Annotated in this window: 18 protein-coding genes and 1 pseudogene; 9 read left to right on the top strand and 10 right to left on the bottom strand. The window is 42.9% G+C overall.

Annotated features, from left to right (window positions below; all coding sequences use genetic code 11):
* From IDJ75_RS06965 to IDJ75_RS06950, 4 genes and pseudogenes are all read right to left on the bottom strand, one after another.
* Positions 1 to 378, bottom strand: a pseudogene (locus tag IDJ75_RS06965) (peptidase M28); the annotation flags it as partial.
* A 168-nt stretch (positions 379 to 546) separates the two neighbouring features.
* Entirely contained in the window at positions 547 to 993 is a 447-nt protein-coding gene (locus IDJ75_RS06960) for a type II toxin-antitoxin system RatA family toxin (RefSeq protein WP_191174849.1), read from the bottom strand.
* Positions 994 to 1,000: 7 nt separating this feature from the next.
* Positions 1,001 to 2,125, bottom strand: a complete 1,125-nt coding sequence (gene corA, locus IDJ75_RS06955) for a magnesium/cobalt transporter CorA (protein ID WP_191174848.1) — start codon at positions 2,123 to 2,125, stop codon at positions 1,001 to 1,003.
* Complete coding sequence (locus IDJ75_RS06950) at positions 2,125 to 2,736, bottom strand: WbqC family protein (protein ID WP_191174847.1); 612 nt, start codon at positions 2,734 to 2,736, stop codon at positions 2,125 to 2,127. Before IDJ75_RS06950 ends, corA begins: the two co-directional genes overlap by 1 nt.
* 35 nt (positions 2,737 to 2,771) lie before the next feature.
* Here IDJ75_RS06950 and IDJ75_RS06945 point away from each other — a divergent pair, with 35 nt between their 5' ends.
* On the top strand, positions 2,772 to 3,650 hold the full coding sequence (locus IDJ75_RS06945) for a lysophospholipid acyltransferase family protein (RefSeq protein WP_191174846.1): 879 nt from the start codon (positions 2,772 to 2,774) through the stop codon (positions 3,648 to 3,650).
* 6 nt (positions 3,651 to 3,656) lie between these two features.
* Positions 3,657 to 4,712, top strand: a complete 1,056-nt coding sequence (locus IDJ75_RS06940; RefSeq protein ID WP_191174916.1) for a glycosyltransferase family 2 protein — start codon at positions 3,657 to 3,659, stop codon at positions 4,710 to 4,712.
* Positions 4,713 to 4,849: 137 nt separating this feature from the next.
* Here IDJ75_RS06940 and IDJ75_RS06935 read toward each other — a convergent pair whose 3' ends face one another.
* Together IDJ75_RS06935 and aroQ are read right to left on the bottom strand one after the other, a co-directional pair.
* Complete coding sequence (locus IDJ75_RS06935) at positions 4,850 to 7,414, bottom strand: mechanosensitive ion channel family protein (protein ID WP_191174845.1); 2,565 nt, start codon at positions 7,412 to 7,414, stop codon at positions 4,850 to 4,852.
* 63 nt (positions 7,415 to 7,477) lie between these two features.
* The gene (aroQ, locus tag IDJ75_RS06930; protein WP_191174844.1) at positions 7,478 to 7,900 is read right to left on the bottom strand and encodes a type II 3-dehydroquinate dehydratase; all 423 of its coding nucleotides are present in this window, start codon (positions 7,898 to 7,900) and stop codon (positions 7,478 to 7,480) included.
* A gap of 40 nt (positions 7,901 to 7,940) precedes the next feature.
* Here aroQ and xerD point away from each other — a divergent pair, with 40 nt between their 5' ends.
* Complete coding sequence (xerD, locus tag IDJ75_RS06925) at positions 7,941 to 8,840, top strand: site-specific tyrosine recombinase XerD (RefSeq protein ID WP_191174843.1); 900 nt, start codon at positions 7,941 to 7,943, stop codon at positions 8,838 to 8,840.
* Between the two features lie 132 nt (positions 8,841 to 8,972).
* Here the strand turns inward: xerD and IDJ75_RS06920 are convergent, their stop codons facing one another.
* The 4 genes from IDJ75_RS06920 to IDJ75_RS06905 all read right to left on the bottom strand — a co-directional run bounded on the left by IDJ75_RS06920 (position 8,973) and on the right by IDJ75_RS06905 (position 12,985).
* Entirely contained in the window at positions 8,973 to 9,578 is a 606-nt protein-coding gene (locus IDJ75_RS06920; RefSeq protein ID WP_191174842.1) for a thioredoxin family protein, read from the bottom strand.
* A 39-nt stretch (positions 9,579 to 9,617) separates the two neighbouring features.
* Complete coding sequence (locus IDJ75_RS06915; protein WP_191174841.1) at positions 9,618 to 10,148, bottom strand: NADPH-dependent FMN reductase; 531 nt, start codon at positions 10,146 to 10,148, stop codon at positions 9,618 to 9,620.
* Between the two features lie 127 nt (positions 10,149 to 10,275).
* On the bottom strand, positions 10,276 to 11,634 hold the full coding sequence (locus IDJ75_RS06910) for a sensor histidine kinase (RefSeq protein ID WP_191174840.1): 1,359 nt from the start codon (positions 11,632 to 11,634) through the stop codon (positions 10,276 to 10,278).
* Positions 11,624 to 12,985, bottom strand: a complete 1,362-nt coding sequence (locus IDJ75_RS06905; protein ID WP_191174839.1) for a sigma-54-dependent transcriptional regulator — start codon at positions 12,983 to 12,985, stop codon at positions 11,624 to 11,626. Before IDJ75_RS06905 ends, IDJ75_RS06910 begins: the two co-directional genes overlap by 11 nt.
* Before the next feature lie 304 nt (positions 12,986 to 13,289).
* Between IDJ75_RS06905 and IDJ75_RS06900 the strand changes: the two genes are divergently transcribed.
* The 6 genes from IDJ75_RS06900 (at position 13,290) to IDJ75_RS06875 (ending at position 25,334) form a co-directional block, all read left to right on the top strand.
* The gene (locus IDJ75_RS06900) at positions 13,290 to 14,543 is read left to right on the top strand and encodes an efflux RND transporter periplasmic adaptor subunit (RefSeq protein ID WP_191174838.1); all 1,254 of its coding nucleotides are present in this window, start codon (positions 13,290 to 13,292) and stop codon (positions 14,541 to 14,543) included.
* 131 nt (positions 14,544 to 14,674) lie between these two features.
* Positions 14,675 to 15,352 (top strand): ABC transporter ATP-binding protein, encoded by a 678-nt coding sequence (locus IDJ75_RS06895; RefSeq protein ID WP_191174837.1) that lies wholly within the window; start codon positions 14,675 to 14,677, stop codon positions 15,350 to 15,352.
* A gap of 111 nt (positions 15,353 to 15,463) precedes the next feature.
* A complete protein-coding gene (locus IDJ75_RS06890) occupies positions 15,464 to 17,821 on the top strand; it encodes an ABC transporter permease (RefSeq protein ID WP_191174836.1) in 2,358 nt (785 codons plus the stop codon).
* A 33-nt stretch (positions 17,822 to 17,854) separates the two neighbouring features.
* Positions 17,855 to 20,212: an ABC transporter permease gene (locus tag IDJ75_RS06885; RefSeq protein WP_191174835.1), complete on the top strand. Its 2,358-nt coding sequence runs from the start codon at positions 17,855 to 17,857 to the stop codon at positions 20,210 to 20,212.
* A 72-nt stretch (positions 20,213 to 20,284) separates the two neighbouring features.
* Complete coding sequence (locus IDJ75_RS06880; RefSeq protein ID WP_191174834.1) at positions 20,285 to 22,678, top strand: ABC transporter permease; 2,394 nt, start codon at positions 20,285 to 20,287, stop codon at positions 22,676 to 22,678.
* A 220-nt stretch (positions 22,679 to 22,898) separates the two neighbouring features.
* The gene (locus IDJ75_RS06875; protein WP_191174833.1) at positions 22,899 to 25,334 is read left to right on the top strand and encodes an ABC transporter permease; all 2,436 of its coding nucleotides are present in this window, start codon (positions 22,899 to 22,901) and stop codon (positions 25,332 to 25,334) included.
* Positions 25,335 to 25,353: the final 19 nt, after the last annotated feature.

The raw sequence follows: 25,353 nt of genomic DNA, 5'->3' as shown, positions 1-25,353 counted from the left end.
TAAGCCGTTGGTGTTTGCGCTCCACGGGTTGGGGTAGGCTATAACGGGCTGTGTATACGGCGCTTTCATAATGATACTAAATTCCTGCAGGTCCCATTGTTTGCCAAAATCGCCCCAGGGTTCCAGTTTAGCGTTGGTAAGTCCCCATTTGGTCATGGTTTCTACTGCCCATGTTGCCGCGCGTTTATAACCCGGCGAAGCGGTAAGCCTTGGGCCGGCTACATCAGTTAAATAATGTGCGATCTTTGGTATCTGCGAAGATGAAAGTTCTGCTTTACGGATGCGGTTAAAAACAGCGGTATCCGGCGATTGTGCAAAAACGCCGGCGCTGCTAAATAAACATGCCGCAACAAATAGTTTTAAGGATAAGTGTTTCATTCAATGTTGTTTAAGTTGCCTTAAAGCTACAGGATTGTTGTGTAAAGAGCAAATAATGATTAGGGATAATTGTTTAAGGTTAGTCTGCTAAATGAAGTGTAACAATTGTCATTGTAAAGCAGTCAGGGAGGGTTTGCGTGGGCGGGTGAGGCGTGGTAGCGATGAGGGCTATGCCGCCTCCACACATTTTTTTAGATCGGCCAATCGTTGCCTTACATTTTTTTGCAGGTTGCGCTTAACGTAGTTTTTAACCGGCGTAAACGGAAAACGAAGCTCGAAAGTGTATAAGAACATTACTTCGGTTTGGTTGGGTAATGTTTCTTTGAACGTCCACGAACCGAGGAAGAACTTGAATAAATACGGGCCGCGGGTCATTTTTATAGCGGTAACTTTTGGCGGGGTAAAAGTTACGTATTCGGTTTCCATCCCCAGTCCGTTATGAGCCACGCACCAGGCTCTTACACCTTTGCCTGCTTGGGTAGCACCGTTTATCAGGTCGGCCCTTTTCAGAAAGGTATCCCAGGTAAGGCGGTTCTTATAATCTTGCGTATAATCAAAAATAACTTGTGCCGAACTGTTGATCGTTATCTTTTCCGAAAATTTAATGGCTTCCATAGGTTGCTTACAACTTATTGAACCAGCCCTTTTTCCAGAAGATAAACAACTGGAACAAGCCGATCAGAAACATACCGATGAGGGCATACACATAGCCATGTTGTACGTATAGTTCAGGCATATTGTCTTTTATTACATGGCCATGGTCGTCTTGCCTGCTAAAATTCATCCCGTAGATGCCGGCAATAAAGGTTAGGGGGATGAATATTACAGAGATAATGGTCAGCACCTTCATAATCTCGTTCATACGGTTGCTCACCATACTCAGGTACAGGTCAATAATGCTGCTGGTAACCTCCTTGTAGCTTTCCACCATATCCATGGCCTGGATGCAATGGTCGTATGCATCGCGTAAAAACAGTTTGATATCTTTTGTTATCTCCGGGCTTTCGCTACGGATCATATCATTTATCTTATCGCGCTCGGGCCAGCAGGCACGGCGAATGGTGATGAGCGTGCGCTTGAGCTGCTGTGCATCAAACATGATGGTTTTATCGGGGCTTTGGTAAAGCTTATCCTCGGTTTGGTCTATCATATCGCCTAATTGCGATAGCAGCACAAAGTAATTATCCAGTATAGTATCTGTTAGGGCGTAAAATATATAACCAGGCCCGCCTGTACGGATGGTGCCTTTACCGGCCTTTAAACGCGTGGTAACCACTTCAAAATAATCGCGGTGGCTCTCCTCAAAGCTGATGATGATGTTGTCTTTAACTATCCCGCTAAACTGGCAGTTCACCAGTTCGTTTTCACTGTTAAAATAAATGATGCGGCTGGTGCCAAACACGTAGCCATCATACTCATCAAACTTAGGGCGCTGGTGGGTGTTCACCACATCCTCCAATACCAGCTGGTTTATACCTAAAAAAATACCTATATCTTCAATCAGCTGCGCATCGCCAAGGCCGTTAATTTTTATCCAGTGGGTGTGGTCGGTGCATTTGGCAATTTGCTGGGTAATGGTTTTCATATCCTTACCCTTGCTGGTTTGCAGGTCGTCCTGGTTAAAGGAAAAGATGGTGATTTGCGGGGGGAGGGCATCATCGGGGATAATGATAGAACCGGGGCGTGCCCCCACATTGATGTGACGTTTGTGTTTTTTATACTTTACACGCTTGGTATAATTTGCCATTACAAATAATTTACAGCCTGCGGCCCCTGGTTAAATAACAGATCTACAATGCTCAGGTTCTTTAAAAACCCCTCACGCTCTTCAAAAACCTGAAAGTAGGGCTTTTGTTCAGTATCCGGTATGTTTTTAGCGCTGAAGGCGTTCCGCAGATCGTTTAAATTGGGGTAGCTGGCTTCGTAGGTATCGGTAAACAATATTTGCTGTTTTATTTTTAGCAGGCGAAACAATAACTCCAGCAGTTGGGCATTATAATCAAGCAGAAAGGCAGGTTGCTTTTCGTAGAACGGTGCAAAATCATCTTCGTAATACTCAAAATAAGCCGAGCGGCGGTAACAGGTTTGTAAACCCATCCAGTGCGCACGCTGCCACCTAAAATCATAGCTTATCCTAACGTCTTTTGTTTTGGTATGGTTTTTTGAGCCTTTTACAATAGGCACGGTAAGGGTTTGCACCCCGTCGGGCGAGTAGATGTTTGCCCGGTTACGGTAGGTTTGTTTTGGGAAATGTTCCTCCTGTTCAAACACCACATCCGGCTTAAAAGCGGCAAGCTTTGTAAAAAAATCTACCGGTGGCAGGTAAAACATAGGTAAAACAGCTCCGTTCTCAATCATATATATTTTTTATGTTTGTGGCAAAATTGGGAAAAATGTTAAGAAAAGCGGCTTTAAATACGGGTATATTTTTTTTATACCTGGTATCGCTGTTGCCGTTTTGGTTTTTATACGGCGTAGCCGATGTTATTTTCCTGTTTTTGTACTACATTATACGCTACCGGCGCGATGTGGTTTGGACAAACCTGAAAAACTCGTTCCCCGAAAGGAGTGAGGCCGAACGCAGGCAAATTGAGCGCCGTTATTACCGCTACATGGCCGACCTGATGATGGAAACCATTAAAATGATAACAGTGAGTGAGCAATCGCTGCGCAAGCGTATGAAACCCACCAACCCCGAACTGGTTAACCATTATTTTAAACAAGGCCGAAGCATTATAGCCGCAGCCGGGCATTACTGCAACTGGGAAATGGCCGCGCTGGCCTTTGGCTTGTTAACTACCGAAAAGCGCATTATTGTTTACAAACCCCAAACCAACGAGGTTTTTAATGACATGTTTAACCGGGTTAGGGCACGTTTTGGGGCTATACTGGTGGCCATGAGGCAAACCCTGCGTACCATGATAGCGTTTAAAAACGAACTTACTTTTAGCGTGCTGGTAAGCGACCAAACCCCAAACTATCATGAAATAAACTATTTTACTAATTTTTTGAACCAGCCTACAGCAGTTTTCCTTGGGATTGAAAAGCTGGCCAAAATGATGGATGCAGTAGTGTTATTTTACAGGATAGACAGGGTTAAACGTGGATATTATACCTATACACTTGTGCCGCTGATTGAGCATCCCAAACAAACTACCGACCATGAGATAACCGAGGCGCATGTGCACTACCTCGAAAAAATGATACAGGAAAACCCGCAATACTGGCTTTGGAGCCACCGCAGGTGGAAATATAAGCCCGAGGATTTTTAACAGATGATGAACACACCCAAGGTAGCTGTTGTAATATTAAACTGGAACGGCGTTAAATACCTCCGCGATTTTTTGCCATACGTACAGGCCTCTACCTGGCCCAACCTGGATATTGTGGTAGGCGATAACGCTTCATCAGATGATTCGGTTGCGTTTTTGCGGGAGAATTACCCATCGGTAAGGATCATTGAAAATAATGATAACTACGGCTTTACAGGTGGCTATAACCGTGTGCTGGCACAGGTTGAAGCTGATTACTATATCCTGCTAAACTCGGACGTGGAAGTGCAGCCCAACTGGATAGAACCCGTTATTGCACTAATGGAAACCGACGAGCGGATAGCTGCCGCCGCCCCAAAGATAAAAGCATATCATAACCAAACCCATTTTGAACACGCAGGGGCCGCTGGTGGCTTTATTGATAAGTTTGGCTACCCTTTTTGCCGCGGGCGGATATTTTACGATATAGAGGAGGATAAGGGCCAATACGAGCAAGCTGGCGAGGTGTTCTGGGCATCGGGTGCGGCCATGTTCATTAAAAAACACCTTTGGGACCTTGCCGGCGGTTTTGATGAAACCTTTTTTGCCCACATGGAAGAGATTGACCTTTGCTGGCGCTTAAAAAACATGGGCTACAAAGTGATGTATTGCCCGCAATCGGTAGTGTACCACGTTGGCGGCGGCACGCTTAATGCCGAAAACCCTTTTAAAACGTATCTTAACTTCCGCAACAACCTGTTGTTGCTGAAGAACAATTTACCATTTTGGCGGGCTGTTTGGGTTATAGGCCTTAGGTTTTGGATGGACCTGCTGGCATTGCTGCGCTTTTTAATGGAAGGTAAACGCAAGGATGCCTGGGCTATAAGCAGGGCGCATCAAAATTTTGTACGCCGGTTGTTTAAGTCGGGAGTTAAAAGTAAAAAGTTAAAAGCTTACCGGAAACAGGCTGCCAGCATTAATTTTAAAACGCTAACCGGTGTTTATACGCGCAGCATTGTTTGGGATTTCTTTGTGGATAAGAAGACCAGGTTTACCGATCTGGTTGAAAAGGACCTGCATTAATACATTTCTTATTGTTGGTAACTTTCTAACCAGCGTGTCGTTGCGAGGAACATAGTGACGTGGCAATCTTAGCATATCCGAATGTCCTGTAAGATTGCCGCGCTATCGCTCGCAATGACACGCTTTTATAATTTATTTTACTGATCTGGCGCTATTGGCCCCGTACCGGCATCCGGCAGATCGGTATCTGTGGTGTCCGTAAGCGGTGTGTCTGTTTCCTCTGGGGGTGTCTTTTTCTTCTTCCTTTTAAAAAGTTCCTGCTGCTCGTTAGTGAGCCTCAAATGCAGGTCGCGCTGCGGGAATGGGATCTCGATGCCTTCTTTATCAAAGGTGGCGTAAATATCTGTCAGTACATTGCTTTTAAGCGATAACCACGTACCAATATCAGCGGCCCAAAACAAAAGCCTGAAATCAACCGAATTTTCATTTAAATTATGCACAAATACCAACGGCGCCGGGTTATCCATGATCTCCTCGCGGTTGGCTAACAGGTTAGTTAGTATAGTTTTTACCTTATCAATATCCGAACCATAGGCCACGCCGATGATTAGCTCTATACGGCGGTTATTATTACTCAGTGTCCAGTTGATCACGTGGTGCGATATCAGGTCGCCGTTGGGTATAATTACCTCTGCGCCATCACTGGTAGCAATTTTACTTGAACGGATGCCAATTTCCATGATAGTGCCCGATCGGTTATCCACCTCAATAATATCACCTATCTGTATAGGTTTCTCAAAAGCCAGTATCAAACCCGAAACCAGGTTGTTTACAATGTTCTGCAAGCCAAAACCAATACCTATACCAAAAGCACTGATAATGATGGTGATCTTATCCAGCGGGAAACCCGAAGCCGCTATAGCCAGCAGGAAGCCTACCGAAAAAACACCTAATTTAATCAGCAGGGTAGAGGTACGGTTCTTCTTTTTCAGTACATCAATATCATTGGCGTGCTTGCCGGCCACCTCATACAGGTAGCTGATTATCCGCGCCGCTACTGACGATAGCCATATAACCGCGATAAATATGATGATGCTTTGGAAAGTAAAACTTGTATTGGTGCCGCCCAGGCTGCGGTTATCCGTCAGGAATTTCCCTAAACCGTCAAATACAGCATCTTCCACACTTAAATTCTGGAAAAGCATAATAAACCACAGTACGCTTGCCAGTATGGTTAAAAAGCTCCTGAACTTATTTTGCAGTAATTTAAAATCAATGAACGAGCTTATACCATTGCTATTTTTGTTGGCCTCTAACTGCAGGAACAGGCTTTGCATTATTATCTGTACCAGGTAGTACATGCCTAAAGCCAGCCATAAGTTGTATATGGCTGTAACGCCAATTATTTTAGATAGGGTAACCCTGCCAAAGGCATTTAGTACGAAAGCTACACCCTGCAACACTATAAATATTTTAAGGATGATCCTGGTATAAGGCAGGTAATCTTCCGGAGCTTTTTTAACCTCTTTATAAAAGCGGTAGCTTACGATAGTTGCAATAAGCGCCAGTATCAATACAATAACCCTATCGGTGTTTGATACCTCTACAAACAGGTTGCTAAAGCTATAAACAAATGCCAGGCAGAACATTACACGCAGGTACCTAAACAATTTTTGCGGGCACGTTTTTTTAACCAGGTAAAGTATAGCCAGTATCAGCACCAGGAAAAATAGCTCGAGCACGATAACAGGCGGATGGTCGTAAAAATTGGGTACTATGGCAAAGGCCACAATTACAGCTGAGGTAATGGGGTACAGCGACACATATTTGGCGTGGCTAAATACCCCCTGCGGCGACTCCTTAACCCGTAAAACTTTGCGCCTGTTGGTGTAGATCCAGCTAAAGAATAATACTAAAATAAGTAATCCCGAAAAATGGATGAAGGGATCGCGGGTTAAGAAAAAGGTGAACAGCTTAGTGTTCATACTTACAGTTTTGGTAAGCGCTGTGCCAAAGGTGCTTTCCGTGTTCTTATCCATTTCCCAAATGCTGTTGTCCTCGTCGCTTAGTGCCTGTATGCTAAACTCGCGGATCTTGATATCTATCTGGTCTTTCAGGTCCAGCAGTGAAATATAAACCGAAGAGACGCGGTTTTGCAGCAAACCAACTTTAAGTAACAGTTTTTTATTGGTGGTATCCAGGCGGTAATGTTTACTTTCTAAAGCTATCTTCTGTTCAAGATAAGTGTCGCGCAAGCTGCTGTCTGATGGGATTATTTTTAACGATGAATCCTTATCCATGGAGGCCAGCTCGTTCTGGTTTTGTACCAGTTTGGTATTTATATCGGCCAGTTTATCCTGCCAAAGGTCAAGCTGGTCATCGCTGCGGGTAAGTATATCGCGGATAGCGTAAAGATAACGGAGGGTGCTTGAGCGGTCGTCATCAATCAGTTTTTTGATAAGGCTGATGCGGCTCTCAAAAGAGGGGAGCTTCTGGCTGATATCAACCGTATCAATATTGCGCGACAGGCTGGTTTTGATCTGATTGAATGATGAAGTGTAATACTCAACCTTTTGCAACAGGTTGTTGATTGATGTGTCGGATTTTTTGAACGTCCGCATCATCGAATCGCGGCGCAAAATGGCGTGGCGCAAGGAATCGCGTACCGATTGAGGTTTTCGTTTGCCTTGTGAAAACCCATCGGCCACAAATAAAGTAAGTACGAACAGGAGTAGGGTGACTATTTTAAATACTTTATTCATTGCAGGGGTAATTTCGAATTTATATACAGCTAAGCGGCTGTTTAGTTTTAGTATCTTCCTGATTTAATACTTCAGCAACAAACTCTCAATAGCCAGCCTGTACGAGTGCATCCCAAACCCCGCTATAACGCCTTTACAGCTGGCTGCCAGCATAGAATGGTGCCTGAACTCCTCCCGTTTGTAAACGTTAGAGATATGCACCTCAATAGTTGGTGTTTTGATAGCTGCTATTGCATCGGCAATGGCTATAGAAGTATGGGTATAAGCACCTGCATTTAATACAATACCATCATAGCTAAAACCAACCTCGTGCAGTTTGTTTATAATTTCGCCCTCAACATTACTTTGATAATAATTAATGGTGATGTTTGTAAAATGGTTTTGCAATTCGGCAAGGTAGCTTTCAAAATCAGCACTGCCGTATATAGATTTTTCGCGTACGCCAAGCAGGTTTAAATTTGGCCCGTTTATAATTTGTATATTCATTTGTTCAAACTTAAGTATAAAACGTTAAAACTAAAATCAATTGGACTGGCCAAGGGCAATAAAAGGATTTAAAGCTTATTTGAAACTGGAGCGCTCATTGGCGCCAAATTCTATCAATGCTTATAGTAATGATTTAGAAAAGTTATATCAATACTCTGATTTACAGTTAAATAAAAAATCACCTACAGAATTTTCTTTACATGATCTGCGCGGTTTTATTAACTGGGTGAACGAATTGGGCATGATACCCTCCACACAATCGCGCATTATATCGGGCATCAAAGCTTTCTATAAATACCTGCTTATTGAAGACCTGATACCTGCCGATCCATCCGAATTATTAGAGACACCCAAGATCCAACGCAAGCTACCTGATACCCTGAGCATCCATGATATTGATAAAATGATTGCAGCTATTGATCTTTCTAAACCCGAGGGCACCCGCAACAAAGCTATATTAGAAGTGATGTATGGTTGTGGTTTGCGCGTATCTGAATTAACGGAGCTGAAGCTATCTAACATTCATCCGGATATTGAATTTATAAAAGTAACAGGCAAGGGCAGTAAAGAGCGATTGGTACCCATTGGTGGCGAAGCATTAAAGGCACTTAAGATATGGACAGAGCAGGTACGTGTACATATCGATATAAAAAAGGGAGAGGAAGACCTGGTATTTTTAAACCGCCGGGGCAGCAGGCTTAGCCGGGTTTACATTTTTATGCTGGTAAAGCAACTGGCGGAGTTAACCGGGTTACGGAAGGACATTAGTCCGCACACTTTTCGCCATTCGTTTGCCACCCACCTGGTTGAAGGCGGCGCCGACCTGCGCGCTGTTCAGGAAATGCTGGGCCACGAAAGTATCACAACAACAGAGATCTATACCCACCTGGACAGGGAGTATTTAAAGAGTACGATAATTGAGTTCCACCCGAGGAATTAGGAGCAAAGCAACGCTAAATATAAACCCACGCGTTATTGCGAGGCACGAGCAATCTTCGACATGTATGTAGCCGATTGTTCTATCAAAGATTGCCACGCTTCGCAATGACGGGAGGGTAGACACTATTAATTATTATTTAGAACCTACCGTAGCCGGCGAAACAGGTGCAGCAGGTTTTGGCGCCGGTGCGGGTTGGTTTTGCGCAAAGCGATTAGCTATTATAGCTAATTGCCCATCATTCAATTTAGATGTGGCTTTTAGTAATTTGGTAAAAAAAGCAACCTCTTCTTTACTGGCAGGGCAACCAACATTTTCGCCATAGGTATCTAATGATGCCCCCGCGGGCCTTACCTGGCTGTCGCCTAAAACCTTGCCTTTTGCATCAAGTACTACCCAAAACGGCAGGCCCGATTTTTCACCCTTAAGCTTTGTCATCACCTCTAACGAACCAGGGTTCTCCAGGTCTTTTTTAGCGGGTTGCTCCATAACATCAAGTTTGGCTGTCACATAGTTATCGTCAAACATTTTCTTTACCATCGGGTCGTTAAGCGAAGCTTCCATCTTTTTACACCAGCCACACCACGAAGCGTGGAATATCAGCATCACTTTTTTATTATCTTTTGCAGCTTTGGCGTAGGCGTCTTTCAAAATAGTTTCGCTTGCCGGCATGGTGGCAGTTTGGGCAAATCCCGATTTAACAGTAAATAATACAAACAGTATTAGCAGTGATTTTTTCATGGTGATAAATTTTAAAGCAATTTAGTAAATGAGAATAGATTATGCGATGGCTTTCAGTAGTTTATATGTTAAATGTTTTAAACTACTTTCAACATCGCTATCAGTAATATTTCCCTCAGCATCCATTTTTGAGCGGATGTAGGGTATAAGCAATGTGCCCCCTTCAATTATATCACAATCAATGGCACCCAATACTTTTAGCAGGGCTGCATGAGCGTTTTCGCCAACGGTTGAGGCCGTAACCAAAGCCGTGGGCTTACCCGAGAATGATGCGCTGGATACCATCCAGTCGAGCGCGTTTTTTAATTGCCCCGGGATGCCAAAGGCATACTCAGGTGTGCAAATGATAACGGCATCTGCATTTGTGATGGCGCCTCTTAATGCGGTCACCGGTTGGGGCGGGGTATCATTATCCAAACCCGGATCAAAGGGAGGAATAGTAGCTAAACCATCATAGATATGATAACTGATATCTACAGGAAGCAAGGTACCAATAAACTTTAAAACCTTATGGTTTGATGAACCTGCACGCAGGCTGCCGGATATAGCGAAGATGGTTTTATTTGGCATGGATTTCTTATTGTAATGTCATCGCGAGCGATAGCGTGGCAATCTCAGCACATCCGATTGTCCTCGGAGATTGCCACGTCACTACGTCCTCGCAATGACATATTGGAGTAACTTAGAGCTAGAGCGCCTAATTGTTGGCAAACTGCAAAATAAACACCGAACCTTTACCTTCTGTAGATTGTACCTGGATATTGCCTTTATGCAGCAGCATTATCTGCTTACAAAGGCTTAAGCCTATACCGCTACCTGTTTTACGGGTGCTAAAGAAAGGGATAAAGATCTTATCCAGCAGTTCGGGCGGCATACCAAGGCCGTTATCGGTAACTTTTACCAGCGTGCGGCTATTACTTTGTACCTCGGCACTTAGCGTAATGCGTGGCTCCTCACGGTCTTTAACCGCTTCAATAGCATTTACCAGCAGGTTTATCATTACCTGGTCTAAAAGGTTTATATCTGCAGCTATGGCCAGTGCAGGGTCGCGCAGGATAATTTCCAGTTCGATGTTCTTTTTCTCGAGTGTCGGTCGCATCAGGCTGGCCAGGTTCTCGAAAATATTGCGTACCAACAGCTTGTTCAGATCAAGCTTGGTTATTTTGTTTAAGCTACGGTAGCTCTCGGTAAATTTAAGCAGGCCCTCGCTGCGGCGTTTAATGGTATCGATGCCAAGTGAAATATCTTCCAGATCACTGCTGCCTATACTATCAGCTATTTCCGGGCTTTGCAGACGATTTTTTAGTGTATCGGCAAGGGAAGAGATCGGTGCAACCGAGTTCATGATCTCATGCGTCATTACGTTCAACAACTTCGACCATGCTTTTGATTCCGTTTCATCAAGGGCTTCACTCACGTTCTGGAAGGCGATAAGTTTATACATCTTTTCGTCGCTGCGCATAATACTGGCGGTAACAAGCATTTTTACCTGCTGCTGGTCGCGGGTTATGGTTAGTACGCTGGCATCGCCCGGTTTAAGTTTTACTACATCTTTGTATAAAAGAGGCTCCCGTTTTTCGAGTGAATGGATGGTTTTTAAATAAGGAATGCTGATAAGCGATTTAAAAGCCTCATTTATCCAGCTGATTTCGCCGGTTTCTTCCTCATAGCTCAAAATGCCGGTATCTACCAGCTCTAATATCTTTTGCAAATAATGATACTGGGTTTCGCGTTCGCGGCTAATCAGTTTAAAGGTGGTGTTAATATCGTTAAACCCTTTGCGCAGGGGTTTTAATTCATTCGGCGCTTTGCGCACATCAAAATGCCTGGAAAAATCGCGGTAGTGGATAGACTCTACAAACTGGTTTACCTCGTCCTGCGCCTTTTTATTAAAACGGATCAGATCAAGCACAGAATATACCACCAACGGCACGGTTATAACGGCGTATAAAGGCACGCCATCGCTTTTTACCACTGCCAGTACGGTAGCCGTTACAGCAATAAACAGAAAAAGCACACGCAGCACCAGCCGCCATTCGTAACGGTTAAATATCATATTTGCTTAGTCTGCGGTACAGGGCGGTACGGGTTAAACCTAATTCTTTTGCGGCACGGGTAATATTGCCGTTATGCTTATCAATAACGCGCAATATGGCGTTTTTTTCAAGGGTGCTTAACTGGATATTGTCCTCATTAATAATGTTTTCTCCCGGCGATTCCAGCACAGAGAAGATCAGGTCATCAGCTTTCAGCAGTGGGTCGTCCGCCATGATCACGGCACGCTCAATAGTGTATTGCAATTCGCGCACGTTACCCGGGTAGCTGTAGCTGCGTAATTTGGTTAATGCCGTATTATCAAAATCAGCAGCAGGTTTTAAATATTTATTGCTGTACATTTTGGCAAAATGTTTGGCCAGTACAACAATATCCTCGGCGCGTTTGCGCAAAGGCGGCATATTTATCTCTACGGTGTTTATACGGTATATCAAATCCTTCCTGAATTTATTCTCGTTCGCCAGGTCTTGCAGGGGCACATTGGTAGCACATATCAGGCGGATGTTTATATCAATAGCTTTGTTGGTACCCAGGCGTGTAACCTGCCTGTTTTGTAAAACTGTTAGCAGTTTAGCCTGCTGCTGCAGGCTGATGTTACCTATCTCATCTAAAAACAAGGTGCCGCCTTCGGCTTCCTCAAAACGACCCATACGGTCTTCGCGGGCATCGGTGTAAGCCCCCTTTTTATGGCCGAACAGTTCGCTCTCAAACAAAGAGTCGGTTAGTGCGCCTACATCCACTTTTACAAAAGGTTTATCGGCACGTAACGATCGTTCGTGAATAGCCTTGGCCATCAAATCCTTACCTGTACCATTCTCGCCCAGTATCAGGATATTGGCATCGGTAGGGGCTATCTTATTTACCTTATGGAATATATCCTCCATCACTTCCGAGTCGCCCAGGATAGAGGTTTGCCCGGCTGTGCCTTTGGCTGATGCTTTGTTTGATTTTCCGCCGCCGTCCTCTTTTTTATCAAGCAGGTCTTTGATCGTGTCTATCAGCTTTTCGTTGTGCCATGGTTTTACCACAAAATCATTAGCTCCTTCTTTTAGTGAGCGCACCGCCAAATCAATATCACCATAAGCGGTTATCATAATAACGCATATGTTTGGCTTCCATTCCTTTATTTTACGCAGCCAGTAAATGCCTTCGTTACCTGTATTAATGGCGCTGTTAAAGTTCATATCCAGCAAAACAAGGTCAACCTGGTTACGTTGCAGCAGCGAGTTTAAATTCTCCGGGTTTTTCTCGGTTATAATTTCCTGGGTTTCTGTTTTAAGTAATAACTTAACAGCCGTAAGTACATCCGGGTCGTCATCAACAATTAAAACGGTTGCTTTTTTAAGTATCATGTATATATAAGGTAATTAGTTGGTGGTTAGCAGCACACAAAGTGCTTAATATAACCCTTGCAATTTAATATTTTGATACGAAATATCGTACCATTTAGCTTATATTAAGGATAATATTGATTATCAACTATGATTAGCGAATGGTTGGTTGCAGGGCCAAAAAACACATTGTATCATAACCGAACACTTGCTGTAACAGAAGCGTACGGTACAATATCGGCTTTTGTATTTAATTAACTGAAATACAGTTGTTTAATTTGTGGCATGTGTTTTTGTATTCATTTACCAAATATTATTAAACACAGTGGATAGAGTTATACAAAAAAAGAAATGGAGCACTAAGCGCCTGATGACCATAGCAGGTATTGCGGGTGTTGTGGTTTTGGTTGCCGGCAGCATATTTTTTACCTCCGGTAAAAGCAAGTTAAACGTTGATACCGAGCGTATCACCATAAGCGAAGTTAAAAAGGGCGCCTTCCAGGAATTTATTCCGGTTAACGGGGTGGTAATGCCATTGAATACGATATTCCTTGACGCGGTAGAAGGCGGGCAGGTTGAAGAAAGATTTGTGGATGATGGTGCTATGTTAAAAAAAGGCGATCCAATTTTAAAGCTAAGTAATATTGATGAAGAGCTAAATCTGGCAACACAGGAATCGGCTGTGTTTGGTGAGCAAACACAAATGCAGATAGCGCATAACAACGCCCAGCAAAATACCATAACCAAGCTTAACCAAATGGCCGATGTTGATAACGCTTATAAAGAAGCAGAGCGTATTTATCTGCTTGATAAAAAACTTTTCGAACAAAAAGCTATCGGTTTGCAGGAATATCAGGCAGCCAAAAACGCTTACGATTACGCCCTGCGCCGCAAACGTTTAACCACACAGATCTTAAAACAAGATACAGCCCTTATTAAACAACAGGATTTGCAAGCCCAGGAGCACTACGCGCAAATGAAATCCGCATTAACGCTGATGCGTAAAAAAGTTTCCAGCTTAACCTTAAGGGCGCCTATTGACGGGCAGTTAACATCTTTAGATGCTGAGGTTGGCCAAAACAAAAATAAAGGTGAACACCTGGGCCAATTGGATGCGCAAAACGGCTTTAAGGTGCAGGTTGATGTGGAAGAACACTACCTGTCACGCGTGTATGCCGGGTTAAAAGGTGATTTTAGCTTTGCTGATAAAACTTACAAACTGGTTATTAAAAAGGTTTATACACAGGTTACCAATGGCCGTTTTAAAGTTGATATGCAATTTGAAGGCGAAGTGCCAAAAGGTATCCGTAAAGGGCAAACCCTGCAAATACGCTTAGCTTTAAGTGATGAAACAACCGCGCTATTGTTACCTAAAGGTGGTTTCTACCAGCAAACAGGTGGTAACTGGATATTTAAAGTGAGCGAAGATGGTAAAACAGCTTACAAAACCGACATACAAATAGGCAGGTATAATACCGATAACTATGAGTTATTGAAGGGCTTAAAACCAGGCGACAAGGTAATTACCTCAAGTTACGAGAACTACGGCGACATACAGGAACTGGTACTTAAAAAGTAGCGGTGGCGTGTAACCTTCTTGTAAGAGATGCGTCTTGTAAACAGAGAAATAGAAATTGAACATAAAAAAAATATAAATCACAATTTAACAAAAAGGCTTCTGCGCGAAGGCGCGGAAGCTGGGGAGGCCAAATGATTAAAATTACAGAACTTGAGAAATTTTACCGCACCGAAGAGGTAGAAACCATCGCGCTAAACAAGCTTTCGATGCATGTTGATACCGGCGAATTTGTGGCCATCATGGGCCCGTCTGGTTGCGGTAAATCAACCCTGTTAAACATTCTGGGGATGCTGGACGATCCGGATGAAGGCAGCTATGTATTTAACGGTATCGAAGTGGCTCATTTTAATGAGCGTAAACGTGCCGATCTGCGTAAGCACAACATCGGGTTTGTTTTTCAGAGCTTTAACCTTATTGATGAGTTAACTGTATTTGAAAACGTTGAACTGCCTTTGATCTACACCGGCGTAAGCGCTTCAGAGCGTGTTAAAAGGGTAGAAGAAGTGCTTGACAAAATGCAGATCATGCATCGCCGCAACCACTACCCGCAACAACTATCGGGTGGTCAGCAACAGCGTGTGGCTATTGCCCGTGCGGTTGTTAACAAACCAAAACTGATCCTTGCGGATGAGCCAACAGGTAACCTGGATAGCAGCAACGGTAACGATGTAATGGAACTGCTAACCGACCTGAACGAACAAGGGACTACCATTATAATGGTTACCCACTCTGAACATGATGCCCGTTACAGCCACCGCATCATCCGCCTGTTGGATGGGCAAACTGTAATGGAGAACATTATGGTATAAAACCGTACCTTTTAGTTTAATTTAATATAGTTAAGTGTGCCTCCTGCCTACCTCTCCGCTTGATAAAAGCGGAGGGGTTAGCTTGAGATTTGCCTTTAAATGAGGATTCCTATGTTCAAAAATTACTTAAAGATAACCTGGCGTAACTTGTTGAAAAACAAAAGTTTCACCATTATAAATATTGCAGGTTTAGCAGTTGGTATGGCCAGCGCAGCGCTTATACTTTTTTGGGTGCAAAACGAAGCCAGTTATGACCAGTTCCACGAGAAAAAAGACCGCCTTTACCAAATGTACAACCGGTCGAAAATTGAGGGGGAAATATGGGCCTGGGGTAACACGCCTAAACCAATGATGGCAGCCCTGAAACAGAATTACCCACAGGTGGAGCAGGCCGCACGTATACTAAGAGCTAACTTTTTATTTACTATTGGCGATAAACACCTAACCCTTCCCGGGTCTTTTACCGACCCCGATTTTCTGACCATGTTCAGTTTCCCGCTTATACATGGAAACCCTAAAACTGCTTTAAATGATATGAAAAGCATTGTGCTTACCGAAAAAACGGCTATAAAGCTGTTTGGTAACACAAATGCATTGGGCAAAACCGTTAAAATTGATAGTGTTGACTACTTCACAGTAAGCGGCGTAATGAAGGATCTGCCAAATAATACCCGGTTTGGCTTTGAATACCTGATGACCTGGAAATATTGGGAAAAAACGAATGGCGGTGTTGATAAAAACTGGGGGAACAACTCAGTAGCTACTTACGTTGTTTTAAGGCCCGGTGTAACTGAAACGTATTTTGATAAGCAGGTAAAAAACATAACACGCTCACAATCCGAAGTTAAGGATATTGATGTATTTGCGCATCCGGCAAGTAAATGGCGGCTTTATTCAAAATTCGAAAACGGCCAGATTGTAGGCGGACGAATAACCACCATTAAATTATTCAGTATAATAGCCGTTTTTATTTTGCTTATTGCCTGTATAAATTTCATGAACCTAAGTACCGCCCGCAGCGAGAAAAGGGCTAAAGAGGTAGGTATCCGCAAAGTAGTTGGTGCCGGTAAAGGCAGCTTGATAGCCCAGTTTATGGGCGAATCAGTGATGATAGCTTTACTTGCCGGCATTGTTGCCCTCATCATCGTGTATATATTCCTGCCGCCATTTAATACCCTTACCGAAAAACAATTATTTATACCATTTGCCAGCCCTGTATTCTGGCTTATAGTGGTAACATTCATCTTGTTTACTGGCGTGTTATCAGGTAGTTATCCTGCTTTGTACCTGTCGTCATTTGCACCTGTAAAAGTATTAAAAGGCACATTTAAGGCTGCTAATGCGGTATTTTCGCCACGCAAAATTTTGGTTGTAACGCAGTTTACTTTTGCCATTGTGTTGATTATATCAACCATCATTGTACGCGAGCAGCTCGATTACGCGCAAAACCGTGATGTTGGCTATAAAAAGAATAACCTGGCGTATACCTTTATGCAGGGTAACATCGAAAAAAACTATCAGCTTATCCGTAACGAGCTGCTAACAAGCGGGGCAGCAAGTGCTGTGACCAAAACCAGCGCGCCAATGACCGAAGGCTGGAGCGACTCGTGGGGATTTTCGTGGCAGGGTAAAGACCCAAATACCAAGATAGACTTTAATATGTTTAATGTTGATGGCGATTTCAGCAAAACCATGAACCTTAAAATTATTGATGGCCGGGATATCGATATCAAAAACTACCCTTCAGATTCATCGGCTATCCTGATAAACCAGGCTTCGCTTAAACTCATGAAGTTTAAGAACCCCATCGGGCAAACCGTTATGAACGGCGACCGTAAGCTTACCATTGTAGGTGTTGTTAAAGATTTCATCCTGCAATCGCCGTACGAGCCTGTAAAACAAATGATCATCCAGGGGCCAAGCGCTTGGTTCAATGTGATCCATTACAAACTAAACGAAAAGAACACCACAGCCGAGAACCTTAAACTGGCCGAGGCCGTGTTCAAAAAATATAACTCAGAGTACCCGTTTGAATACCATTTTGTTGACGAAGAGTACAACAAAAAATTTGCCGACGAGCAACGCGTGGGCACACTGGCCTCCTTGTTTGCCGGGTTAACCATATTTATATCATGCCTTGGTTTGTTTGGTTTAGCTACCTACATGGCCCAAAACCGCATTAAAGAGATTGGTGTGCGTAAAGTATTGGGGGCATCTGTACTTGGGGTAACCACAATGCTGTCAAAAGATTTTCTGAAACTGGTTGGTATAGCGTTTTTAGTAGCTACGCCAATAGCCTGGTATAGCATGGAACACTGGTTGCAAACTTATTCCTACAGAGTAAATATAAGTGTATGGGTGTTTGCTATTGCCGCTTTTGTAACAACGCTGCTATCAATAGTAACGGTGAGTTTCCAGGCGGTTAAAGCTGCTTTGGCAAACCCGGTTAAGAGTTTACGCAGTGAGTAGGGTTTAGTAGCGTTTGATTTAAAATTTAAGGGTATGATAAGGAACTATTTAAAAACGGCTTGGAGAAATTTAATAAAGAACAAGTTTTATTCCATTATTAATATATCTGGCTTAACACTTGGTTTAGCGGTTGGCATCCTGATACTCTTATGGGTACAGGACGAGCTGAGTTTTGATAGCTTCCACAAAAAAGGCGCTGATATTTACCGGGTTGAAATATTTGGCGGTACCGGTGCCAGCAGGCAGATATGGACAGTGGATGTTGCGCCTATAGGCCCTTTAGCCAAACAACAGTTACCCGAAGTTAAAGACCAGGTACGTATAACTGGCAATTACATCTTCTCACTATACAAGTATCAGGACAAAACTTTTGGGGATGAAAGAGTGGTTTTCGCAGACCCATCGCTTTTTTCCATATTTGATTTCCCTGTTGTTCAGGGTAATACGGCCAAACCTTTTACCGATGATAATTCTGTGGTAATAACCCGTAAAACCGCCAAAAAATTCTTTGGGGATGAAAACCCTATTGGTAAAGTGATTAGGGCGGATGGTAAGGTAAATTTCACGGTTAGCGGCGTGATAAACGATTTCCCTAAAAACTCGCGGATGGACTATGACATGATCATGCCGATGAGCTATCATGTAAAGGATGCGCTTGCTAATAATGTTGATGTAAACAGTAATTTTAGCAATTTTGGGTACGAAACTTACTTCCTGCTAAAACCCGGCACGTCATTAAAAAGCCTTTCTGCCAAACTATTCAATATCCACATCGCCCATAAAGCCGATGATACCGATGTAGAATACCTGCTGCAACCTCTTGCACAAATGCATTTATACAATGCTGATGGTACAAACAAAGGGATGGAAACGGTAAGGATATTTATTATAATAGCATTGGTAATATTAGTTATTGCCTGCATCAATTATGTTAATTTATCCACCGCACGATCTATGTTGCGCGCGAAAGAGATAAGCATGCGCAAAATATTAGGTGCAGCAAAAGCCCACCTTTTCATACAGTTCATCATTGAAACTGCTTTGCTGTTTTCGTTAGCTACAGTTTTAGCTTTAGGGCTTATCAAAATAGTGATCCCGGTATTTAACCAGGTTGCCAATAAGCAACTTGTATTTGACCTCACAAACCTGCATGTTTGGTATATTATACTGCTCACCATACTTGGTACGCTGGCTGCTTCCAGTATTTATCCGGCCCTGATGCTTTCATCATTCGAGCCGCTTAAGGCATTAAAGGGTAAAATATCTGCCAAAATTGGCGATGTAATGTTTCGCAAGATATTGGTGGTTACCCAATTCTCGTTTTCGGTATTATTGATTGTAGGCACATTGGTTATTACCAGCCAGCTAAATTTTATCCGCTCAAAACAATTAGGGTATGACAAGAGCCACACGCTTGCTTTCTGGATGCGTGATATGGGTAAACATTATGATGCAGTACGCAACGAGTTATTAAAGCAGCCCGGTGTGCTGAGTGTTACGCGCTCATCGTCAAACGTAATTGATAATGGAAGCATCTCGGGCAATAACGATTGGGACGGCAAGGCACAGGGCCAAACCTTTATTGTACACCCTTTAGCTATTGATAAAGATTTTATAGGTGCGTTTAAAATGCAAATGGTGCAGGGCGCCGGTTTTACGGGCGCTGTTGCAGATTCGGCCCACTTTATTTTAAACGAAACGGCCGTTAAAGAAGCGGGGATCAAAAACCCTATAGGCAAACGTTTTAAGATGTGGAACACCGACGGAACAATAATTGGCGTTGTTAAAGACTTTCATTACGCATCAATGAAAGAGAAGATAGCACCGTCAGTATTTTACTACTTCACTAATAACTTAAGCACTATCTATATTAAAACAACCGGCAAGGATGCACAAAAGGCCATCCGCGCAGCAGGGGAGCAGTTTAAACAATATAATGGTGAATACCCATTCAGTTATTACTTTTTAGATGATACGTTTAACAGCCTGTATAAGGGCGAACAACAGCAAGGTGTATTGTTCAATTATTTTGCAGGTATAGCCATATTTATATCGTGCCTTGGGCTGTTAGGCTTAGCCGCTTATACAGCGCAGGTACGCACCCGCGAAATTGGTATACGCAAAGTGTTAGGCTCAAGCGTAAGTGGCGTAATCGGCCTTTTAGCTACCGATTTTATTAAACTGGTATTAATAGCCATATTAATTGCATCACCTGTTGCCTGGTATATGATGAATAACTGGTTGCAGGGCTTTGCCTACAAAATAAACATCAGCTGGACGGTTTTTATATTGGCCGGTACAATATCAATATTGATTGCATTTATTACTATCAGTTTTCAGGCAGTTAAAGCAGCTTTGGCAAACCCGGTAAAAAGTTTACGCTCGGAGTAATGAAGGGGTGTTTGCGAGGATATGATTGTAGAATTTAGGTTTTAGTATTTAGAATTTTCAAAATCAACGGATATGTTTAAAAACTATTTAAAAATTGCCTTTCGTAACCTGCAAAAGCAGAAGCTTTACAGCTTGATAAATATTACGGGGCTTGCCGTTGGTTTAGCCGTTTGTATGATGATCATGCTATACGTAACGCATGAAATGACTTACGACAGGTTCCACACCAATGCTAAACGGATATATAAGCTGCAGGCCAATGTTAAAATTGGCGGCAACACCATGAATTTAAATTACATGAGCTACGCATCGGGCCCGTTGGTTAAACAAAGCCAGCCCGCTGTTGATGGCTACATGCGCACTTTAAATTATTATAAGCCAATAGTAGTAAGCAACCCCTTAACGCCCGAAACCAAATACATTGAGCAAAAAGTTGTATTTGCCGACCCTGATTTCTTCAACTTTTTCACTTTTAAACTGGCATCGGGTAATGCTAAAGATGTACTTAGTAAACCGTTTTCGGTAGTGATATCAAAAGATATCGCTAAAAAATACTTTGGTGATGCCAACCCGGTTGGCAAAACTATCCGTTTAAAAACTGATAGCGCCTATACCTACCAGGTTACCGGTGTGGCCGAGAATGCCCCGTCAAACACCTCGGTTGAGTACAACTTTGTAGCATCGGCAAGCAGCTTAATGGCTACCAAAGAGGCTAAAAAGTATATGGGCGAACAACGTATCGCATCGGGTTCATTTAACCTGTTCCTGCTTTTAAAAGATGCGGCAGATACGGCCAAAACCCGGAAAGGTCTGCAGCAAATGGCCGATAAAGAAAAATCGGACTTTGAGACCCATTATAAACTATCATCAATAGGTAGCCTGCACCTGGAAAACAACTGGGGCGATTCGTCTAACCTTAAGTATCTTAAAATATTCCCGTTAGTAGCTATACTGATACTATTGCTGGCTTTGGTAAATTACATGAGCCTTACTACTGCACGTGCAACCCTGCGTGCCAAAGAAGTAGGGGTACGCAAGGTATCGGGCGCAAGCCGCAAAACTATAGCCGCCCAGTTTTATGTGGAATCGGGTTTGTTTACTTTTTTATCTTTTATACTGGGCTATTTATTATGCTACGCGTTTAAGCCCTGGTTCCTGAATGTTTTGCAGTTAAAAATTGATAATTCGTTTTTATACAGCCCGCTTGTGCTGTTGCTGTTATTTGGGCTGTTGTTAATAACAGCCTTAATTTCAGGTATCTATCCATCAGTAGTTCTATCTGCATTTAAACCGGTTATCACCCTTAAGGGAAAAACAAGCAAACAAGCCGGCGGCACTGTTGTACGCAAGGTATTCACTACGTTGCAGTTTGGTATTGCAGTAGGATTAATTATTTGCGGTGTAATTATAGACAGGCAGCTTTATTACCTGAGGCATGCCGATACCGGCTTAAACCGCGAAAATGTGGTGATGATACCCGTTGGTAGTAGCATAGGCCAAAACTACCAGGCATTTAATAAAGATGTACAGGCGCTTGCGGGCATAAGCAATGTTGGTACCTCGCACTACGCTATGTATGGCGGGTACGATATGTTGTTTATGGATGGTAAAACCAAGGACGAAAGCATAGCGCTGCCGTCGCTTTCTGTTGATAATAAATTTATAGCAACCCTTGGTTTAGAATGGAAATTTGCCCCCACACCAAACAAGCAGCTAACCGATAAATACACCGTTGTGATAAACGAAACCGCTATTAAGGATCTGCATTTACCAGCCAATCCTGTTGGCAGCTTTATTAAAAATGGCAGTAACCGATACGAGGTAGCCGGTGTTGTTAAGAATTTTAATTTTAGTTCTATGGAAAGCGCTATTGGCCCGCTGGGGTTATTAATAGCTTCTGATACTGCATCTGCCTGGGGCAGGGTGGGCTGTAACCTGTTTGCAAGGATAAAACCGCACACCAATGTACCGTCTATTATCGAGTCGATCCAAAACATCTATAAAAAATACGACCAGGATACCCCGTTCAGCTACACCTTTATGGATGATGCCTTTGATAAGCAATACAAAGCCGAAGACAGGCTGGCATCTATATTTGGTACGTTTACTTATATCACCATTATACTGGCTATGCTCGGGCTGTTCGGGCTTGCTGCTTTTACTATTGAGCAACGCAACAAAGAAATAGGCATCCGTAAAATATTGGGGGCAAGTATGGCAACCATCACCACCATATTATCAACAGATTTTTTAAAGCTTATCCTGTTATCGGTAATTATAGCATCGCCTGTTGCATGGTATGCTATGCATAACTGGCTGCAAAATTTTGCCTACCGCATCAGCATCCCGGTATGGGTGTTTTTATTTGCGGGTGCTATGGCATTACTAACAGCGGTATTAACAATAAGCTATCATGCTGTGAAAGCAGCATTGGCAAACCCCGTGAAGAGCTTGAGGAGCGAATAGAGGTAAGATATCAGGAGTCAGGAAACAAGATAAGGCCCTCACTTAGTCCTGGCTCATTATGTCTTGATTCCTGTATCCCTATCAAACTGTATCATAACCGTACATATACTGTTACGCTTACGTACGTATTGTGTTATTTGTATTTTATTTAAATATTTGATAATTAGTTACTTATGTAAGTGGCATTGGTTTTAAGTTTATTTGGTTAAACAACGTAGCTATGTTTAAAAACTATATAAAAACCGCTTTCAGGAGCCTTTATAAAAACAAAGGTTTTACCGCTATCAATATATTGGGTTTAGCTTTAGGCTTGGCCACCTGTTTGCTCATTGTGTTTTATGTGGTTGATGAATTAAGTTACGACCGCTACAACACCAAGGCCGAGCGTATCTACCGTGTGAACGAAGACCTAAAACTTGGCGAAAACAAAGTGCAATATTCGGTTGCTATGCCGCCGCTGGCCAAAACATTAAAAGCCGAATACTCGTACGTAGAAGATGCCACCAGGATAAAAAGAGCGGGTACAACCCATGTTAAAAAGGGCAGCATCAACATTGTAGAGAACAATATAGCCTTTGCTGATGCATCAATATTTAATGTATTTACCTTGCCTATGATAAGCGGCGACCCCAAAACCGCCCTGCTTGAACCCAGCACTGTTGTAATTACCGAAAGCATTGCCAAAAAATATTTTAATACCACAAATGCGGTGGGTAAATTCATCTTATTTAATGATAAAGAGAACTTTAAAGTAACCGGGGTTATTAAAGATATCCCAAAACAATCGCACTTTAACTTCGATTTTTTCGTATCTCTTGAATCATTTCCGGAAAGCCGCTCTAACGAATGGTTAAGAAGCGATTATAATACTTATGTATTATTAAAAAATGCTAAAGACCATGAAAAATTGGCCGCCAGTTTCCCTGCATTATTGCAAAAATTCAGCGGCTCGCAAATGCAATCAGAATTAGGGATGAGCGTAGCCCAGTTTGAAAAGGGCGGCAGCTACTTCAGGATGAACCTTACCGCTTTAACAGATATCCACTTAAAATCAAACCTTAGCGGCGAGTTAGGCCCAAACAGTACAACCCAATATGTTTACATATTTTCGGCCATAGCCCTGTTTATATTACTGATTGCCTGTGTAAACTTCATGAACCTCAGTACTGCCCGTTCATCAAACCGGTCGCGCGAGGTTGGGGTGCGTAAGGTTTTAGGCTCATCGCGCAAATATCTGATATTTCAGTTCCTGGCCGAATCTATTCTGGTAACATTGGTTGCCACCGTAATAGCAATAATTGCCGCATCAGCCTTATTACCATTTTTTAACCAGTTATCAGGCAAAGAAATAACGCTCACTGTAGATTCACTTAAATGGCTTGTTCCTTCGTTATTAGCCGTTGTTTTGGTAGTTGGCTCATTAGCCGGTTCATACCCGGCCTTCTTTTTGTCAGCTTTCCAACCCATTGATGTGCTGAAGGGGAAGTTATCTGCCGGGTTTAAAGGCGGTGGCTTACGCAGCTTTTTAGTTGTTTTCCAATTTTTTGTATCCATACTGCTAATAATAGGTACGCTGGTTATTCGCAATCAGTTAAACTTTATACAAACCAAAAACCTGGGCTATAACCGTAACCAGGTGCTAATTGTGAAAAACTCGGGCGAGTTAAACCAGCAGGCCAAAGTGTTTAAGCAGGAACTTGCCAGTTTACCGGGTGTTAAGAATACCACCATGACCGGCTTTTTACCAACCAACGGCTGGAGGAACACCCGGATTTATTATAAAGACGCCACCTACGATCAAAAGAAATCGCTATTCCCGCAAAGCTGGGAAATTGATGCCGATTACATACCTACCATGGATATGAAGATGGCTGCCGGCCGTAATTTCTCAAAAGAAATGCAGAGCGATTCTTCTGCCATTATCATTAATGAGGCTGCGGCTAAGTTTCTGGGCTTTGCCGATCCGGTAAATAAAACAGTTTACCAGTCGTTAGGCGGCGACCGTAAGGATGGTGCGCCAAATGTTAAAGAATGCCATATAGTTGGTGTGGTTAAAGATTTCCATTTTAACTCGCTGCGCGAAAAAATTGAGCCAATGGTACTCACTTATGGCCAAAACCCCGGTGCTTTAGCCATACGTGTCAGCCCTTCAAATATCAGCAGCCTTATGGCGCAGATAAAAGATAAATGGAACCAGTTATCGCCCAATGTGCAGATCGATTACTCGTTTATGGATCAGGACTTTGATGCCTCATACAGGTCAGAGCAACGTATAGGGCAGATCTTCATTATTTTCACATCCCTGGCTATAATTATTGCCTGCCTTGGTTTGTTTGGCCTGGCCGCTTATGCTGCCGAACAGCGCACTAAAGAAATTGGTATCCGTAAGGTTTTGGGTGCCGATGTAAGCGTAATTGTAGCCATGTTATCAAAAGATTTTATAAAGCTTGTTTGTATCGCCATAGTTATTGCATCGCCATTTGCATGGTATGTAATGAATAAATGGCTGCAGGATTTTGCTTACCGTACAACCATACAGTGGTGGGTAATTGCATCAGCCGGGGCGGGGGCATTGGTAATAGCATTTATTACCATCAGCTTTCAATCTATAAAAGCTGCGCTGGCAAACCCGGTAGAGAGTTTACGGAGCGAGTAGGGAATAGTGGCACAGGTGA

Source organism: Mucilaginibacter rigui, assembly GCF_014773275.1.
GTDB lineage: Bacteria > Bacteroidota > Bacteroidia > Sphingobacteriales > Sphingobacteriaceae > Mucilaginibacter > Mucilaginibacter rigui_A.
The sequence above is the reverse complement of the archived record's forward strand: the minus strand, read 5'-3'. Positions and strand labels throughout refer to the sequence as shown.